The 17,219-nt window shown below is 72.3% G+C and carries 15 protein-coding genes and 2 pseudogenes; 6 read left to right on the top strand and 11 right to left on the bottom strand.

The features are described from left to right. The first annotated feature begins 11 nt into the window (after positions 1 to 11). The gene (locus tag OG408_RS22850; RefSeq protein ID WP_266781372.1) at positions 12 to 851 is read left to right on the top strand and encodes an enoyl-CoA hydratase/isomerase family protein; all 840 of its coding nucleotides are present in this window, start codon (positions 12 to 14) and stop codon (positions 849 to 851) included. A 45-nt stretch (positions 852 to 896) separates the two neighbouring features. On the opposite strand, the gene OG408_RS22845 is transcribed toward OG408_RS22850, so the two are convergent. Next, a complete protein-coding gene (locus OG408_RS22845; protein ID WP_326671662.1) occupies positions 897 to 1,373 on the bottom strand; it encodes a Uma2 family endonuclease in 477 nt (158 codons plus the stop codon). Positions 1,374 to 1,432: 59 nt separating this feature from the next. On the opposite strand from OG408_RS22845, the pseudogene OG408_RS22840 reads away from it, so the two are divergent. Further along, positions 1,433 to 1,588 (top strand): annotated as a pseudogene (locus OG408_RS22840) (LuxR C-terminal-related transcriptional regulator); the annotation flags it as partial. Here the strand turns inward: OG408_RS22840 and OG408_RS22835 are convergent. Continuing rightward, positions 1,565 to 2,269 (bottom strand): annotated as a pseudogene (locus OG408_RS22835) (phosphatase PAP2 family protein); the annotation flags it as partial. The pseudogenes OG408_RS22840 and OG408_RS22835 sit on opposite strands and share 24 nt — an antisense overlap. 154 nt (positions 2,270 to 2,423) lie before the next feature. Between OG408_RS22835 and OG408_RS22830 the strand changes: the two are divergent. Further along, complete coding sequence (locus OG408_RS22830) at positions 2,424 to 3,038, top strand: flavin reductase family protein (protein ID WP_285574545.1); 615 nt, start codon at positions 2,424 to 2,426, stop codon at positions 3,036 to 3,038. Here OG408_RS22830 and OG408_RS22825 read toward each other — a convergent pair. The 3 genes from OG408_RS22825 to OG408_RS22815 all read right to left on the bottom strand — a co-directional run bounded on the left by OG408_RS22825 (position 3,028) and on the right by OG408_RS22815 (position 6,218). After that, the gene (locus OG408_RS22825; protein ID WP_266781364.1) at positions 3,028 to 4,341 is read right to left on the bottom strand and encodes an MFS transporter; all 1,314 of its coding nucleotides are present in this window, start codon (positions 4,339 to 4,341) and stop codon (positions 3,028 to 3,030) included. The genes OG408_RS22830 and OG408_RS22825 overlap by 11 nt on opposite strands. 132 nt (positions 4,342 to 4,473) lie before the next feature. Continuing rightward, a complete protein-coding gene (locus tag OG408_RS22820) occupies positions 4,474 to 4,857 on the bottom strand; it encodes a ribosomal maturation YjgA family protein (RefSeq protein ID WP_285574539.1) in 384 nt (127 codons plus the stop codon). A gap of 35 nt (positions 4,858 to 4,892) precedes the next feature. Next, on the bottom strand, positions 4,893 to 6,218 hold the full coding sequence (locus OG408_RS22815) for an MFS transporter (protein ID WP_442806061.1): 1,326 nt from the start codon (positions 6,216 to 6,218) through the stop codon (positions 4,893 to 4,895). 66 nt (positions 6,219 to 6,284) lie between these two features. Between OG408_RS22815 and OG408_RS22810 the strand changes: the two genes are divergently transcribed. Beyond that, positions 6,285 to 7,283: a GlxA family transcriptional regulator gene (locus OG408_RS22810; protein WP_266781360.1), complete on the top strand. Its 999-nt coding sequence runs from the start codon at positions 6,285 to 6,287 to the stop codon at positions 7,281 to 7,283. A 22-nt stretch (positions 7,284 to 7,305) separates the two neighbouring features. On the opposite strand, the gene OG408_RS22805 is transcribed toward OG408_RS22810, so the two are convergent. Further along, positions 7,306 to 8,355, bottom strand: coding sequence for a Zn-dependent alcohol dehydrogenase (locus tag OG408_RS22805; RefSeq protein ID WP_266781358.1), 1,050 nt, complete (start codon positions 8,353 to 8,355; stop codon positions 7,306 to 7,308). A gap of 510 nt (positions 8,356 to 8,865) precedes the next feature. Continuing rightward, positions 8,866 to 9,783 (bottom strand): SDR family oxidoreductase, encoded by a 918-nt coding sequence (locus OG408_RS22800; RefSeq protein WP_266781356.1) that lies wholly within the window; start codon positions 9,781 to 9,783, stop codon positions 8,866 to 8,868. Positions 9,784 to 9,866: 83 nt separating this feature from the next. Between OG408_RS22800 and OG408_RS22795 the strand changes: the two genes are divergently transcribed. Further along, a complete protein-coding gene (locus OG408_RS22795; RefSeq protein ID WP_285574637.1) occupies positions 9,867 to 10,793 on the top strand; it encodes a cyclase family protein in 927 nt (308 codons plus the stop codon). 78 nt (positions 10,794 to 10,871) lie between these two features. Here the strand turns inward: OG408_RS22795 and OG408_RS22790 are convergent, their stop codons facing one another. The 4 genes from OG408_RS22790 to OG408_RS22775 form a co-directional block, all read right to left on the bottom strand. After that, positions 10,872 to 11,426, bottom strand: a complete 555-nt coding sequence (locus OG408_RS22790) for an ATP-binding protein (RefSeq protein WP_266781352.1) — start codon at positions 11,424 to 11,426, stop codon at positions 10,872 to 10,874. A gap of 444 nt (positions 11,427 to 11,870) precedes the next feature. Then, positions 11,871 to 12,869, bottom strand: coding sequence for an acyl-CoA dehydrogenase family protein (locus OG408_RS22785; protein WP_326671655.1), 999 nt, complete (start codon positions 12,867 to 12,869; stop codon positions 11,871 to 11,873). Positions 12,870 to 12,876: 7 nt separating this feature from the next. Next, the gene (locus tag OG408_RS22780) at positions 12,877 to 14,034 is read right to left on the bottom strand and encodes an acyl-CoA dehydrogenase (protein WP_266781348.1); all 1,158 of its coding nucleotides are present in this window, start codon (positions 14,032 to 14,034) and stop codon (positions 12,877 to 12,879) included. Between the two features lie 5 nt (positions 14,035 to 14,039). Continuing rightward, complete coding sequence (locus OG408_RS22775; protein WP_326671652.1) at positions 14,040 to 15,233, bottom strand: amidohydrolase family protein; 1,194 nt, start codon at positions 15,231 to 15,233, stop codon at positions 14,040 to 14,042. A gap of 144 nt (positions 15,234 to 15,377) precedes the next feature. Here OG408_RS22775 and OG408_RS22770 point away from each other — a divergent pair, with 144 nt between their 5' ends. Further along, on the top strand, positions 15,378 to 16,913 hold the full coding sequence (locus tag OG408_RS22770) for a class I adenylate-forming enzyme family protein (protein ID WP_326671650.1): 1,536 nt from the start codon (positions 15,378 to 15,380) through the stop codon (positions 16,911 to 16,913). The last annotated feature ends 306 nt before the right edge of the window (positions 16,914 to 17,219 follow it).

The following is a 17,219-nucleotide window of genomic DNA, read 5'->3' as shown; positions in this document are numbered from 1 at the left end:
GGAGCTGCCTCATGCCGTCCTCCCCCGAAGACACCACCGCTCACGCCGACCCGTCCGGACCGCCTGAATCATTGATACTCCACACCACTGACAACGGCGTCTCCTGGATCACCCTCAACCGCCCCGACGCGATGAACGCCGTCACCTGGGACCAGCGCGAACGCATCATCGCCCTGCTCGCCGAGGCCTCCGCCGACCCCGCCGTCCGGGCCGTCGTGCTCACCGCCACCGGCCGCGGCTTCTGCGCCGGCGCCGACCTGCGCGGCGCCCCCGCCACCGGCGACCGGGTACCGGGCGACGTCGCCCGCACCATCCGGCTCGGCGCCCAGCGGCTGATCGCGGCGGTCCAGGACTGCGAGAAGCCCGTCCTGGCGGCGGTCAACGGCACGGCGGCGGGCATCGGCGCCCATCTCGCGTTCGCCTGCGACCTGGTGCTGGCCGCCGAGTCGGCGAAGTTCATCGAGGTGTTCGTACGCCGCGGCCTCGTCCCGGACGGCGGCGGCGCGTACCTGCTGCCGCGCCTGATCGGCCCGCAGCGCGCCAAGGAGCTGATGTTCTTCGGCGACTCGCTGCCGGCGGCGGACGCGGAACGCCTGGGCCTCGTCAACCGGACCGTTCCGGACGGCGAACTGACGGCGACGGCACGGGCCTGGGCCCAGCGGCTGGCCGAGGGACCGACCCGCTCGATCGCCCTCACCAAGCAACTCGTCAACGCGTCACTGGACGCGGACCGGGCCACGGCGTTCGCCGCCGAGGCCATGGCCCAGGAGATCAACATGACGACGCAGGACGCCAACGAGGGCGTGGCGAGCTTCGTCGAACGGCGGGTGCCGAAGTACCGGGGGGTGTGAAGGGCCGGGCCGGAGTGCGAAGGGCCGGGGGCCTGAAGGGCCGTCCTACGCGGGAGAAAGCCCGCTGGTGTCCAGGTCCAGGCCGAACGGGTCCGGCAACCGCAGGACCGTTCCGAAGGGGTGCGGGCCGTCCACGCGGGTGTAGCCGAGGTGGCCGGGCTCGGAGAACAGGGTCACGCTGCCTTCGCTCCGGTCGACCAGGAGGTGGAGCGGGGCCTGGTACGCGGTGTACCGGCGCCGCTTCACGACCCGGTCGGTCTCGGCATCGGACTCGGACGTGACTTCGACGACCAGGAGCGTCCGGTCGTGGAGCAGCGCCCCGTCACCCTTGGCGAGCGCCTCGGGAACGACGGTGATGTCGGGTACGTACCAGTTCGACGAGCCGGGCCACCCGAGCTCGTCGACGCGGTCCTCGATCTGACGGCGGACCACGCGTGCGGCGCGTTCGTGGTCCCAGGTCGGTGACACGGCCTCGATGATCCCCTCGATGATCTGGACACGATCCCCGCGGATGTGCTGCACGGCGAATTTCAGGGCCCGTTCGGAGTAAATGCCCTGGCTGTAGTCGGGCGCGCTGCGCGCAGATCGCGCGCCGGCTCCACCTGGTGGAGGGGACGGTCAAGGCGCATGTGAGCTCGATCCTGGCCCGCCTCGGCGTGGACAACCGGGCCGCCGCCGCGGTCGTCGCCCACGAGGCCGGGGCCGTCTCCCCCGCGGAACCGCCCGCCGAGCGCTGACACCGCGGCAGAGGCGAGCGGCAGGAGCGTGAGCAGCAGGGCCGCGACCACCGCCCCGCCGAGCACCGCACCGGCCAGCACGTCGTGCGGATAGTGCGCGCCCACCACGACCCGCAGCAGCGCCGCCACCCCGGCCAACAGCAGGGTGACGGGGGCGAGTCGGGGCCGGAGCAGGGCGAGGCCCATTCCGAGTCCGGCCGCGAGGGTGGCGTGGTTGCTCGGGAAGGACCAGTCACCGGGCGGCGGGCACTCGGCGACCGCCGCCGCCCGGCCGAGCAGGACCCGGCAGGGCCGCTCCTCGTCGACGACGAGTTTCACGGCCTCACTGGCCGCGTAGGCGAGGACGGTACCGAGCCCGGTGAGCACGGCGCCGGCGCAGACGCGGGCGTCCGCCCGGCGTACGGCACCCCACCAGACCCGCACCAGCAGCAGCCCGAGGACCAGGAGCGTCCCGTCGCAGGCGAGTTCCAGCAGGTGGCCCGCCCAGGAGGGTGCGTCGGCGACCGCCCCGGTCAGCGAGCGGTAGGCCGACGCCGAGGCGCCGTCCGTGACCTCCACGGCCCGATCGGTCCCCAGCCCTCCCGGCGCGAGGCCGGTGACGGCTGCCGCCCCGGCTGCCAGGACGACGCAGGCGAGGAGGGGACGCGCGGTCCCGGTTCTGCTTCCGCTCTCTGCTCTCATGGAAGCCGAACCTAGGAGCGGCGGAGGCGCCGAACCCGGGCCGAACGGCAGCGGCACCCCCTGACGAAGGTCGGGGGTCCGTCCTCGCTCCTGCCCCGCCCTTCCAATCTGACGCATCGTCAGCTCTAATCGAAGGGTGATGGGACACGCAGGCATGGCCGCAACCGCAGTCCGCTACCTCAGGTCCGTCGGCGCCGCGACGGCCACCGGTCCGGAGCGGGTCGATCCGCTGCCGCGCCCGGTCCTGCGGGCCGTCGCCGACGACGAACGGCTGCCGCTCGACCCGGGTGAGTTCCGGCGCGTGCTGGGGCACTTCGCGAGCGGGGTCACCGTCGTCACGGCACACGACCCGGACGATCCGGCCGGCCCGGCGGGCTTCGCCTGCCAGTCGTTCGCCTCCCTCTCCCTCGATCCGCCGCTGGTCACGTTCATGGTCGCCCGTACGTCGACGACCTGGCCGCGCATCGCCCGCGCCGGGGCCTTCTGCGTCAACATCCTGGGCGCGGACCAGGGGCCGCTGTGCCGCGGCTTCGCGGTCAGCGGGGCCGACAAGTTCGCCGGGGTGGCGTACTCCCCGGCCCCCGCGACCGGTTCACCCCGGCTGGATTCCGTACCCGCCTGGATCGACTGCCGCATCCAGGCCGTCCACACCGGCGGCGACCATCTGATCGTGGTCGGGCGGGTTGAGGCGCTGGGGGCGTCGGTGGACGGGGACGGCGAGGGCCCGCTGCTGTTCCACCGGGGGACGTTCGGGCACTTCAGCCGCTGAGCACCACGGCCCCCTTCACCCGGCGGATCATCAGGGCCATCAGGGCCGCCATCGCGCACAGCGCACCCGCCGCGTACCAGACCACGTCGTACGAGCCGAAGTGGTCGCGCGCCACCCCGCCCAGGAACGCCACCAGTGCCGCACCCACCTGGTGCGAGGCGAGGACCCAGCCGAAGACGATCGCGCTGTCCTCGCCGTACTGCTCCCGGCACAGGGCCAGGGTCGGCGGGACGGTCGCCACCCAGTCGAGTCCGTAGAACACGATGAAGAAGACCATCGGCGGTTCGACCGAGGGCTGCAGCAGGACCGGCAGGAACAGCAGCGAGACCCCGCGCAGCGCGTAGTAGACGGCCAGCAGGCGCCGGGCGTCGAAGCGGTCGGTGAGCCAGCCCGAGAAGACCGTTCCGATGATGTCGAAGATCCCGATGACGGCGAGCAGCGACGCGGCGGCGGTGATGGGCATGTGGTGGTCGTGCGCCGAGGGCACGAAGTGGGTGCGGATCAGGCCGTTGGTGGAGGCCCCGCAGATCGCGAAGGACCCGGCCAGCAGCCAGAACGGTCCGGTGCGCGCCGCGTCGAACAGCACGCGTACGGTACGGACCGCCGCCCCGCGCGCGGGTGCGGGCTTCTCCACGTACTCCCCGCCGTACGGGGCCATGCCCACGTCGGCCGGGTGGTCGTGCAGCAGGAACCAGACGAACGGGACGACGACCAGGGCGGCCAGCGCCACGGTCACGGAGGCGGGCTGCCAGCCGTGCCGGTCGACGATCCAGGCACAGAGGGGCAGGAAGACGAGCTGCCCCGAGGCGCCGGCCGCGGTGAGGATGCCGGTGACCAGGCCGCGGCGGGCGACGAACCAGCGGTTGGTGACCGTCGCGGAGAAGGACATCGCCATAGCGCCGGTGCCGAGGCCGACGAGCAGCCCCCAGTAGATCATCAGCTGCCAGGCGGCCGTCATCCAGTAACTGGCCAGCGCACCGGCGGCGACCGCGCTCAGGGCGACGACCACGACCCGGCGGATGCCGAACCGGTCCATCAGCGCGGCGGCGAACGGTGCGGTGAGCCCGTACAGCGCCATGTCGAGGGAGACGGCGAGGCCGATCTCGCCGCGCGACCAGCCGAACTCCCTGTTGAGGGGGTCGATGAGGAGCCCGGGCAGGGAGTTGAAGGCGGCGCCGCCGATGATCGTCACGAAGGTGACGGCGGCGACGATCCAGGCCCGGTGGATCCGCCGGCGCCGGGGCGCATCGGTGCCGGTCCGCGGGCTGTCGTCACGGGCGGCGCGTTCGGTTGTCTGGGTCACGCCGCCCAGCATCCGGCCCCCGCCGCACTCCTCACGAGTGGCCCGGAGGACATGGTTCGCAGGGATCGGGCCAAGGTGCGGTGCGCCGTCCCGGCCCCGGTCCCGGTGCGTGCCGGCGCCCCGCCCTCCGGCTCATCGGGATGCGGAAGCCCGAGGGCCGGGCGCACGGGAAGCGGCTGCCGTGTGCACGCCCCAGGCGGCCGCCGCCCCCACCCCGTACCAGAGCAGATCGGGCGCGTTGAACGTCGAGCCGAGCACCAGCCGGGCCACCGCACTGTGCCGGGACAGCTCGGCGGGCACGCCGGTGAGCTGGAGGAACTCGACCGCCCAGCTGATCCCCAGCCCGGCCCCGGCCACCGCGAGGGGGCGGGTACGGGGTGCGCACAGGGCAACGAGGGCGCACACCAGAACGGTGTAGAGCGCGTCCCCCGCGTACTTGGCGGCGGCACCGTCCGCCACCGCCCGCACCCCGAGACCGGCCACGACCGTCACCACGGCAACCCCCGCCGCAACCATCCGGGCCCGCCCGGTACTTCGGAGGTTCCCCGCCGTCACCCGATGCGCTCCAGCCGCCGGATCGGGCGGGCCGCCAGCAGCACACCCACCGCCACCATGTTGATCACCGCTCCGGCGAGCAGCACCTCCGGTGCGCCCACCCGGTCGGCGACCGGCCCGGCCAGGGCCCGGCCCGCCGCCAGCATCAGCAGGGAGCCGGCCACGTCGTACGCGTGCAGCCGGTTCAGCGCCTCCGGCGGCACATGGGTCTGGACCGTCGTCGACCACATCACCAGCCAGAACGCGAACGCCGCGCCCGCCACGAACTGCCCCGCCCCCAGCGCGAACACCGGCAGCCCGAGCCCCAGCACCACAAGGTTCACGCACACGCCGGTCAGGGCGACGGCACCCGCCGACAACGGGCGGCGGGGACGCAGCCGCAGGGCCAGCAGACCGCCGAGGACGCTGCCCGCGCCGTTCACCGCCATCATCGCGCCGTACGTCCCCGAGCCGTGCGCCTCGGTGACCTCGATGGCGGTCAGCGGCAGCATCGGACCGAGCACGGTGAATCCGTACACCGTCCAGATCGCGATCACTCCCCACAGCCAGCTGCGCGCCCTGAACTCACGCCACCCGTCGACCAGTTCGGCGACGAACGTGCCACGTGCAGCCTCGTCCGACGGGGCGGGCGCCAGCCGCATCAGGAAGAGGCAGGCGCCCGAGACGAGGAACGTCGAGGCGTTCGCCGCATAGACGGCCCCGGCGCTCGCCAGCCCGACGAGCACGCCCGCGAACGCCGGACCTGCCATGGTCATCAGCGCCTCGGAGACCCGCAGCACCGCGTTGGCCCGCTGCACGTCCGAGGCCACGCGCGGCGTGGTCGACGCGACGCCCGGCTGGAACAGGGCCGCGCCCACACCGGCCACCGCGCTCAGCGCGTACACCGCCCACAGCGGAGGGTTGCCGGTGGCGAACGAGACCGCGAGCACCGAGGCCCCGATCAGCCGCAGCGCATCGGCGATGATCATCATCCGGCGCGGGGTGAAGCGATCCGCCAGGACGCCGCCGAAGAGCACGAACAGCGCCAGCGGGCCCATCCAGGCGGCCAGCGCGTACCCCACCGAGGAGTGCGGCCGCCCGGCACCGAGCAGACCCGCGGTGAGGGCCACCGGGATCATCCCGTCGCCGAAGAGGGCGGCGGTCCGGGCGACGAAGAAGAGCCGGAAGTTACGGTTCCAGAGCCGCTCCGGCTCGACGGGCAGAGGTGGCAGCGACGGCTGCGGGAACCCCGGAGCATACGGAGCCTGTGGAGACAAAGGGGATGAATGGCGCAAAGCGCTCTCGTGGTCCGCGGCGGGAATGCGCGCGGGGTCAGCTGACATTTCCTTCACACCGATGACATGTATCAGCTTATGGTCTATACCAGCTAGGGGTGAAGGGAGTCCGCTGTGCCGCACCGCGTCGTCGTTCTCGCCCTCGATGGGCTGCTCCCCTTCGAACTGGGCATCCCCCAAAGGATTTTCGGCCGCTCGCTCGGTTCCGAGCCGCTGAACGGGGGCCGCAAACTCTACGAAGTCGTGACCTGCTCGGTCCGCCCGCCGGGCCCGGTCCGCACCGACGCGGACTTCACGATCACCGTCGAGAACGGCCCCGAGACCCTCGCCACGGCCGACACCGTGGTGATCCCCGCCAGCTACGAACTCGGCCCCGTCTACACCGAGGGCCGGCTGACCGCCGAACTCGCCGCCGCGTTCGCGTACATCAGGCCGGGCACGCGGATGGTGTCGATCTGCACCGGCAGCTACGTGCTCGCCGCAGCCGGATACCTGGACGGCCGGCCGGCCACCACGCACTGGTCGTCCGCCGACCACTTCCAGAAGCTCTTTCCCGCCGTCCGGGTCGACCCCGACGTCCTGTTCATCGACGACGGGGACGTCCTGACGTCCGCCGGGGTCGCCGCCGGCATCGACCTCTGCCTGCACATGGTGCGCCGCGACCACGGCGCCGCCGTCGCCAACGACGTCGCCCGGCGCACGGTCGTACCGCCGCACCGCGACGGCGGCCAGGCCCAGTACATCCAGCGCCCGGTCCCCGACACGGGGTTCTCGGCCACGACCACCGCACGGGCGTGGGCGCTCGGGCGGCTGGAGCGGCCGATCCTGCTGCGCGACATGGCGCAGCAGGAGTCGATGAGCGTCCGGACGTTCACCCGCCGCTTCCGCGAGGAGGTCGGGATCAGCCCGGTCCAGTGGCTGACCCAGCAGCGGGTGGAGCGGGCCCGCCGGCTGCTGGAGTCCACGGACCTGTCGATCGACCGGATCGCCCGGGACGCCGGCTTCGGCACACCCACCTCGCTCCGGCAGCATCTGCAGGCGGCGCTGGGGGTGTCGCCGACGGTGTACCGGCGCACGTTCCGCGCGGTCGACAGGCCGGTGGCGACCGGCTGAGGCCTCAGGACACCGCCGGGGCTCAGAAGACCAGCACGCCCCGCGCCACCCGCCCGTGGTGGGCGTCGTCCGCCGCCTTGGCGAAGTCCTCCACCGGGTAGGTCTCGGTGACGAGTTCGTCCAGCAGCAGCCGGCCCTCCCGGTACAGGTCCGCGTACAGGGCGATGTCCCGCTGCGGGCGCGAGGAGCCGTAGCGGCAGCCCAGGATCGACTTGTCCAGGTACATCGACGAGACGAGGAACGAGGCCTCGGCCGTCGCCGCGGGTACGCCGAGCAGGATCGCCTGGCCGTGCCGGTCGAGCAGGTCGATCGCGGTACGGATCAGCTCGGTGCGGCCCACGCACTCGAAGGCGTGGTCGGCGCCGTGCGGCAGGATCTCCTTGACCCCGTCGGCCGAGGTGAGGAAGTGCGTGGCCCCGAACTGCCGGGCCACCGCCTCCTTGTCCGGGTTGTTGTCGACGGCGACGATCGTCAGCGCGCCGGCGATCCGCGCGCCCTGGATCACGTTGAGCCCGATACCGCCGGTGCCGATCACGACGACGCTCTCGCCGCGGTCGACCCTGGCCCGGTTCAGTACGGCTCCGACCCCCGTCAGCACCCCGCAGCCGATCAGGGCGGCCGACGTCAGGGGCAGGTCGGCGGGGATCTTCACCGCCTGCACGGCCTTGACCAGGGTCCGTTCGGCGAAGGCCGAGTTGGACGCGAACTGGTACAGCGGCTTCCCGCCGCGCGAGAACGGCTGCCCCGGCATCCCGATCGCCTTGCGGCACATCGTGGGCCGGCCCCGGTCGCACTGCGCGCAGGCGCCGCAGCTGGCGAGCGTGGACAGGGAGACGTGGTCGCCGGGCGCGACATGGTTCACGCCGGCGCCGACCGCCTCGACCACTCCCGCGCCCTCGTGCCCGAGCACCACGGGCAGCGGGAACGGGATCGTCCCGTCGATCACCGACAGATCGCTGTGGCAGAGCCCGGCCGCGGCCACCGCCACCAGCACCTCGCCGGGGCCCGGGTCACGTATCTCCAGGTCGTCGACGACCTCGGTCCGTTTGCCGTCGAAGACGACGCCTCTCATCTCGGCTCCCTCGGTAGGCCGAGCGCGTGCTCGGCGGTGGTGTTCCGTACGTTCCCGGGCGAGATCAAGCCCGTCTGCCGTGTTGAGCGGCGCGCCATTCCCTTCGCGTACCTGGCCACTTCAAGCCCGTCCGCCGTGTTGAGCGGCGCGCCATTCCGTACGCGTACGGGCCACTTCAAGCCCGTCCGGCGATTGAGGACCGGGGTCCGGGGCAGCGCCCCGGCGACGCGGCCCGCACGAGGCTTCCTCCGCTCGGCCCCCACCGGGGGCTCCGCCCCCGCACCCCCGCTCCTCAATCGCCGGAGGGGCTGGATGTGCGCCTCGTGCCCCGCAGGGGCAAGCACTCCCAGGAAGGGGCTGCATACGCACCCCACAGAAGCGGCACTCCCCGGGGAGGGGCCGGATGCGCACCCCGCAGAAGCGGCACCCCCAGCGGCTGGAAAAGCACCCCCGCAGGGGCAAGCACCCCCAAGGTGGAGCCGAAGCGCACCCCGGCACCCGCAGGCGGGCCTACGCGTTCGGACGTGTCGCGGACTTCGCCGCCGCCGCCATCTCCTCCAGCTGCGCCAGCATCGGCATCGGGTCCGTCCCGACCGTCCCGGGCAGGAAGTCCGCGATGCGTTCCGGGGTCCACGCCGCCCCCTCCGCGTACCCCGCGCGCAACTCCCTCGGCTGGGCCCAGACCGCGATCTTCGGGCCCGCGATCGTGTACACCTGGCCGGTGATCTTCTCCGCGCGCGCCCGCTCGCTCAGCAGGTAGACGACCAGGGCCGCGACGTCCTCCGGCTCACCGATCTCCTTGAGCTCCATGGGGACGTTCGCGGACATCCGGGTACGCGCCACCGGCGCGACCGCGTTCGCCGTGACGCCGTACTTGTGCAGGCCCAGCGCCGCGCTGCGGACCAGCGAGATGATGCCGCCCTTGGCCGCGCTGTAGTTCGCCTGCGCCACACTGCCCTGGTGGTTTCCGCTGGTGAAGCCGATCAGCGTGCCGGCGCCCTCCTGCTTGCGCATGACCGCCGACGCCGCCCGGAAGACGGTGAACGTGCCCTTGAGGTGCGTGGCGACCACCGGGTCCCACTCGGCCTCGGACATGTTGAACAGCATGCGTTCGCGCAGGATGCCGGCCACGCACACGACGCCGTCGATCCGGCCGAACCGCGCGAGCGCGGTGTCCACGACCCGCTGCCCGCCGGCCATGGTGGAGATGTCGTCCGCCACCGCGACCGCCTCGCCGCCCGCCGCCTCGATCTCCTTGACGACGGACTCGGCTATCTCGCTGGCGGGCTCACCGCCCTCGATGGAGACGCCGTAGTCGTTGACCACGACCTTCGCCCCCTCGGCCGCCGCGGCGAGCGCGACGGCCCGCCCGATGCCGCGCCCGGCACCCGTCACGGCCACCACTTTGCCTGCCAAGAAGTTCCCCATGCCCGGCCCCTTCCCGCGGTTTCTGACGGACCGTTAGATTCTATGGGTCATCAGGTCCACCGGCACAAGCCCCAGGAGGCGCCATGTCTTTGCCGGCCGAGTTCCACGACCTCGCCAAGCGCGTGAACAACTGGGGTCGCTGGGGTGCCGACGACGAGATCGGGACGCTCAACCTGATCACCGACGAGGTCGTACGGGAGGCCGCGGCCACCGTCCGCAGCGGTCTGCGCGTCCCGCTCGCGCTGCCGCTCCAGCAGGACGGCGTGCAGAGCGGCCTGATCCCGGGGCGGGTCAACCCGCTGCACACCATGGTCCAGATCAACCAGGAGCTCTTCGGCCCCGGCACCGTCGCCACCAGTGACGACACCGCGGTGCTGGGGCTCCAGGCCGCCACCCACTGGGACGCGCTGACCCACGCCTCGCACTCGGGGAAGATCTACAACGGCCGGCCCGCCGCCACCATCACCGCCCACGGCGGGGCGCAGTTCAGCGGCATCGACAAGGCGCCGCACATCGTCTCGCGCGGGGTCCTGCTCGACGTGGCCCGCACCCACGGTGTGGACCGGCTGCCGGGCGGTCACGCCGTCACCCCCGAGGACCTGGACGCGGCCGAGGAGCTGGCCGGGGTCAGGGTGCGGTCCGGGGACATCGTGCTCGTACGGACGGGGCAGGTGCAGGTGTATCTGAGCGGCGACAAGAACGCGTACGGCTATCCGTCACCGGGGCTGTCGATCCGGACGCCCGAGTGGTTCCGGGCCCGCGATGTGGCCGCGGTCGCCAATGACACGCTGACCTTCGAGATCTTCCCGCCGGAGATCGAGGACCTGTGGCTGGGGGTGCATGCGCTCGACCTGGTCGAGATGGGCATGCTGCAGGGCCAGAACTGGAACCTGGAGGCCTTGTCCACAGCCTGTGCGGAGTCGGAGCGCTACGCCTTCCTGCTCTCCGCCATGCCGGAGCCGTTCGTCGGCGCCACCGGCACACCGGTCGCCCCGGTCGCGATCCTCTGACCCCCCGGCGCAACCCCTCGCGCCCCGGCGCGGGCCCGCACGGCCCGGGCACGCGCCACGGCGGCTCCGGGAGCGTTCCTAACCGCGGTGGGTGCCGGCGTGCGACGTCTCGTACGCGGCGCCCGCCTCGCGCTCGCCCGCCTCACGGTTCACGCCGTCGTGCTCGGGCACACCCTGCGCGCCCACGCCGTGGGTGGCGGGCTGCAGCTGCACCTGGATCAGCGGGATGCCCCGGTCGACCTCGCACCAGATGCGCTTGCCCGCGCCCTCGGGCTGCCAGCCCCAGCGGTCGGCCAGGCCGTCGACCAGCTCCAGGCCCCGGCCGCCGGTGTCCTCGCCCTCCGCGTGCCGCTGCTGCGGCGGCCGGCAGCTGGTGTCGGCCACCTCGACGCGGACGGTCCCGGCGTGACCCGGCGCTCCCGTCGAACCGAACAGCATGCGCAGCACGGCCGGACAGCCGGTGTGCACGACCGCGTTGGTGACGAGCTCCGAGATGAGCAGGATGAGCGTCTCGGCCAGTGGCTCGTCGTCTCTTATCCCGGATCCGACGAGCCTCGAACGCGCCCATCTGCGGGCCCGTCCGACCTCCGCGGGGTCGGGCCCGACCTCCAACTGAACCTGAAGCACCTGCACCGCTCACACCATCCGAACCGGCGGACACATCGCCTCGCGCCTCCTCAGGGTCACGGAACGTGATTCCCTTACGAGACAGCATGGTTGACGTACAGTCACCGCAACAAGCGCTTCGGGCATATTCCATCGCGAAGGAGTACGCGTGGTGCATACTGTGCGACGCGCGCTGCGGAGAGTCGAACACGGACGCCCGGCGGCCTCGAAATGCCCGGGAATCGCTTCCCCGGCTGGCCCGGCGCTTCCGCGTGGATCACGAGCAGGGCACCTCTCGCGGACCGGAGCAGCCGCACAGGCCACATCCGGATCGCCAGGTTCCAGAACCACTCGCATCCAACGGAGCGTACCCGAGCCCGGCACCGACGACGGCCCGTGACGAATCACGCAAAGGACACAAGCCGGTATCGACGTCTGCCGACTGCGCTGCGTCACTCCGCAGCGTGAACCTCAGGGGTCCGTCGCGTCACATGCGTGCGCCCGGCACCCACCTGCCCCGGAGTGGCCCAGATCGGCCGCCAGCACCTCCTCCGCCTCCGCCGCCGTCAGCCACTGCCCGGACCGCAGCCAGGCCCGCTTGAGACGCAGATGGACATCCGCCTCCCAGGTGAAGCCCATACCGCCGTGCACCTGGAGGCAGTCGCGGGCGTTGTCCACGGCGGCCCGGTCGGCGAGCAGCTTGGCCCCGGCGGCCTCCACCGGATCCCCGGTCACCGCCGCCGCGTAGACGGCGCTGCGGGCCGGTTCGGCCCGCACCAGCATTCCGGCACACAGATGCTTGACCGCCTGGAACGCCCCGATCGGCGCCCCGAACTGTTGCCGCTCCCCGGCGTGTTGGACCGCCGCCTCCAGGCTGCGGGCGGCACCGCCGAGCTGTTCGGCCGCGGCCAGCAGGGCGCCCTCGCACCGCAGCCGCGCCCCGTCCGGCAGCGCCTCGCCCTCGTACGCCGCCAGGCCGGGCACCCGCCACAGCGGCGTACCCGGATCGAGCGACCGCACGGGCCGGGCCCCGTCCACCACCCGCCGCAGCACCCCGCCGGTCAGCACCCGCGTCCGGTCCCCGTCCAGCACCAGCAGCGCATCGGCCCCGTCCAGGTGCTCCACGGGCCGCCCCGGCTCCGCCAGCGCCACCACGGCCTCCCCCTCGGCCGCACCCTTCACGACACCGGCGGCCAGCTGGGTCGCGGCCAGCGGGCCGGGCAGCAGCGCCCGCCCCACCTCCTCGAACATCAGTACGGACTCCGGAAGCCCGAGACCGACGCCGCCCGCCGCCTCCGGCAGCCGCAGCGCGAAGAACCCGGCCTTGCCGAGCTCCCGCCACAGGGCGCGGTCCACTCCCCCGCCGCCTTCGTGCGCCGCCCGCATCCGGTCCCTGCCGAACCGGCCCGCGAGCAGCTCCCGTATCCCCGCCCGCAGCGCCCTCTGGTCCTCCGACAGCTGGAAGTCCACGGTCCGCTCACCGCCCCTTCGGCAGGCCGAGTATCCGCTCGGCGACGATGTTCCGCTGGATCTGCGAGGTGCCGGCCGCGATCGTGTACGAGAGCGAGGAGAGCCGGTCCAGCACCCACTCCCGGTCCAGATCGAGGGCGTCGCCCGCGCCGAGCACCTCGGCCGCCGCCTCGTACAGCTCCTGGCGGGCCTCCGAGTACCGCAGCTTGAAGACCGAACCGCCGATCCCGGGGACTCCCCCACTGGCCTGCGCCTCGCTGACGTTCCACTGGGTGAGCCGCCACAGCGCCCGGAACTCGGCGCCCAGCCTGCCCAGCCTCCGCCGCAGCACCGCGTCGTCCCAGCGCCCGCTCCTGCGGGCCTCGGCGGCCAGCGCGTCCAGGGTGCGGCGGCAGGCGACGACCTCGCCGACGAACGCCGTACCGCGCTCGAAGGAGAGCGTGACCATGGTGACCCGCCAGCCGTCGTTCTCCGCTCCGACGCGGTGCGAGACCGGCACCCGCACCTCGTCCAGGAACATCTCGGCGAACTCGGTGGACCCGGCGAGCGTGCGCAGCGGCCGGACGGTGACGCCCGGGCTGTCCATCCGCATCGCCAGCCAGCTGATGCCTCGGTGCTTCGGCGCCTCCGCATCCGTCCGCACCAGCAGTTCGCACCAGTCGGCGACCTCCGCGTGCGAGGTCCAGATCTTCTGCCCGCTCACCACGTAGTCGTCGCCGTCGCGCACCGCGCGGGTCCGCAGCGAGGCCAGGTCCGAGCCCGCGTCCGGCTCGCTGAAGCCCTGGCACCACATCTCGTCGCCGCGCAGCACCGGCGGCAGCCAGCGCGCCCGCTGCTCCGCGGTGCCCTCGGCGGCGATCGTGGGCCCGGCGTGCAGCAGCCCCACGAAGTTCGCCCCGACGTAGGGCGCCCCGGCCCGTTCCGTCTCCTCCAGGAAGATCAGGTGCTGGGTGGGGGTGGCGCCCCGGCCGCCCGCGTCGGCGGGCCAGTGCAGGCCCGCGTACCCGGCGTCGTACAACAGCCGCTGCCAGCCGGCGTCGTACGCCCGGCGCCCCGGCCAGTCACCGGGATCCGGCTTCCCGGGCAGCCCGGGGAGCACCGAGCCCAGCCACTCCCGCAGCCGCGCCCGGAAGTCTTCCTCTTCCTCCGTGTACGCGAGGTCCATGACGCCTACTTGTCGAGGTCGAGGCCGAGCATCCGGATCGCGTTGCCGCGCATCAGTTTGTAGACGGTCTCGTCGTCCAGTCCCTTGACGTGGTCGAGGGCGACCTCCTTGGTGTGCGGGAAGGTCGAGTCGACGTGCGGATAGTCGGTCTCGAACGTCGCGTTGTCACGCCCCACCACATCGAGCGAGGCGACGCCGTGCTTGTCGCGGAAGAAGCAGCAGAACATCTGCCGGTAGTAGTACGTGGACGGCGGCTCGGGGATCAGATCGCGCACCCCGCCCCAGGCCCGGTGCTCCTCCCAGACGTCGTCGGCGCGCTCCAGGGCGTACGGGATCCAGCCCATCTGCCCCTCGCTGTACGCCAGCTTCAGCTTCGGGTACTTCACCAGCACCCCGCTGAACAGGAAGTCCATCATCGAGGCCATCGCGTTGTTGAAGGAGAGCGAGGCCTGGACGGCGGGCGGGGCGTCCGGGGAGGCGGCCGGCATCTGCGAGCTGGACCCGATGTGCATGTTCACCACCGTGCCGGTCTCCTGGCAGACGGCGAAGAACGGGTCCCAGTAGCCGGTGTGGATCGACGGCAGCCCCAGATGGGTCGGGATCTCCGAGAAGGTCACCGCCCGCACCCCGCGCGCCGCGTTCCGCCTGATCTCGGCGACCGCCAGGTCGATGTCCCAGAGCGGGATGATGCACAGCGGGATCAGCCGGCCGCCGCTGTCACCGCACCACTCCTCGACCATCCAGTCGTTGTACGCACGCACACAGGCGAGCGCGACCTCCTTGTCGTGCGCCTCGGCGAAGGTCTGCCCGCAGAACCGCGGGAAGGTCGGGAAGCAGAGGCTCGCCTCGACATGGTTGAGATCCATGTCCCTCAGCCGTTCGACGGGGTCCCAGCAGCCGGGCCGCATCTCCGCCCGGGTGATCCCCTCCAGCGTCATGTCGTCGCGGTCGAACCCCACCGCCGCGATGTTCCGCTTGTACGGGAACTTGAGGTCCTCGTAGATCCACCAGTCGGTGGGCGGCCCGTCCGGGTCCATCGTGATGACGTACTTGCCCCCGGTGTACGCCAGCTCCCCGATGCCCGCCGTCAGCGGCTGCGGACCGCGCTCGCGGTACTTGGCCGGCAGCCAGGTCGAGAAGAGGTGCGGCGGCTCGATCACATGGTCGTCGACGCTGACGATCCGAGGCAGTTCCGTCATGGTGTCCCCTTCGGCGCACACGTTTCTGATGACCCGTCAGATTGACGTCGCCCTCAGGCTAGCCCCGCACCCCTGGACCGACAAGGCACAGCGCTCTACGCTCTCCGCACGATCTGACTACCCGTCAGCTGTGAGGGGTTCGCCGTGACCGAGACCGCACACGCCCTGGGTGCATCACGCACCTTCTGGGAGCTCATCGAACGCCGGGCCGCCCTGACCCCGGACCGCGCCGTCCTGATCCAGGGCGACCGCACACTCACCTTCGGCGAACTGCGCACCCGTGCCGAACGGGTGGCGGCGGGCCTGTACGCCGCCGGGATACGCCCCGGCACCGTCGTCGCCTGGCAGCTGCCGACCCGGCTGGAAACAGTCCTGCTCTCCTTCGCCCTGACCCGGATCGGCGCGGTGCAGACACCCGTCATCCCCTTCTACCGCGACCGCGAGGTCGGCTTCGCCCTGCGCGAGTCGAAGGCGGAGTACTTCGCCGTACCCGGCACCTGGCGCGGCTTCGACCACACCGCGATGGCCGGCCGCCTCTCCGCGGACCTCCCGCACCCGCCGCGGATCATCGAGGCGTACGACACCCTCCCGGACGGCGACCCGTCGACCCTGCCCCCGCCGCCCGCCGACGGCACCCCGGTGCGCTGGATCTACTGGACCTCGGGCACCACGTCCGACCCCAAGGGCGTCCTGCACACCGACCGCAGCCTCATCGCAGGCGGCTCCTGCCTGGCCCACGCGCTGCACCTGTCGGCCGACGACATCGGCTCGGTGGCCTTCCCCTTCGCCCACGTCGCCGGCCCCGACTACTCGGTGATGCTCCTCCTCTACGGCTTCCCCGCCGTCCTGTTCGAGCACTTCGCGATGCCGGACGCGCTCGCGGACTACCGGCGCCACGGAGTGACCGTCGCGGGTGGATCCACCGCGTTCTACTCCATGTTCCTGACGGAACAGCGCAAGGCGCCGGACACCCCGCTCATCCCCACCCTCCGTCTCCTGGCGGGCGGCGGCGCCCCGAAGCCGCCCGAGATCTACCACGCGGTGGTCCGCGAGATGGGCGTCCAGCTCACCCACGGCTACGGCATGACCGAGGTCCCCATGATCACGATGGGCGCCCCCGACGACACGGTGGAACACCTCGCCGAGACGGAGGGGCGCCCGCCCGAGGGCATGGAGATCCGGATCACCGACGAGGACGGCAAACCACTGCCGTACGGCACGGACGGCGAGGTACGACTGCGGGGCGAGGCCGTCTGCCAGGGCTACCTGGCCTCCGCCTCCCCCTTCGACGACGACGGCTTCCTCATCACCGGCGACGTCGGGCACGTCCGGCCCAGCGGGCACCTCGTGCTCACCGGGCGGCTGAAGGACATCATCATCCGCAAGGGCGAGAACATCTCGGCGAAGGAGATAGAGGACCTCCTCGCCCGCCACCCCGGCGTGGGCGACGCGGCGGTGATCGGCCTCCCCGACCAGACGCGCGGCGAACGCGTCTGCGCGGTGGTGGAACAGCCCCCGGACGCCGCGCCCCTCACCCTCCCCGAGCTGACGGCCTACCTGCGCGACGAGGGCCTGTCGGTCCACAAGCTCCCGGAACAACTGGAACTGGTCGACGCACTGCCCCGCAACGAGGCGCTCCGCAAGGTCCTGAAGTACCAGTTGCGTGCGCGGTTCAGTTGAGGCGGGGTTCCGTCCTCAATCGCCGGACGGGCTTGTGTGCGGGTGCCCCGCGGGGCACGAATGCCCGGTGGGTGGGGGTGGGGGCCCTCCGGGGCGTCTCCTCAAAAACTGGCGTGGCAACCCGACACGTTGCGGGGGCCGGGTAGTACGCCATTTTTCTGCGGGGACCCCCCTGCACGCCCCCACCCAGCATCAGTCGCGTCTGAACGCCGACGAAACGACTGCCGCAGACGCGGGACGGCCGGGTCCGGGGCCGTGCAGGGGAGTCCCCGCAGGACGACGAACACATACCGGGCTCCCGCTGCG

It is taken from the genome of Streptomyces sp. NBC_01257, from assembly GCF_035917255.1.
Taxonomy (GTDB): domain Bacteria; phylum Actinomycetota; class Actinomycetes; order Streptomycetales; family Streptomycetaceae; genus Streptomyces.
Note: the sequence above shows the minus strand (reverse complement) of the source record. Positions and strands in the feature narration are given on the sequence as shown.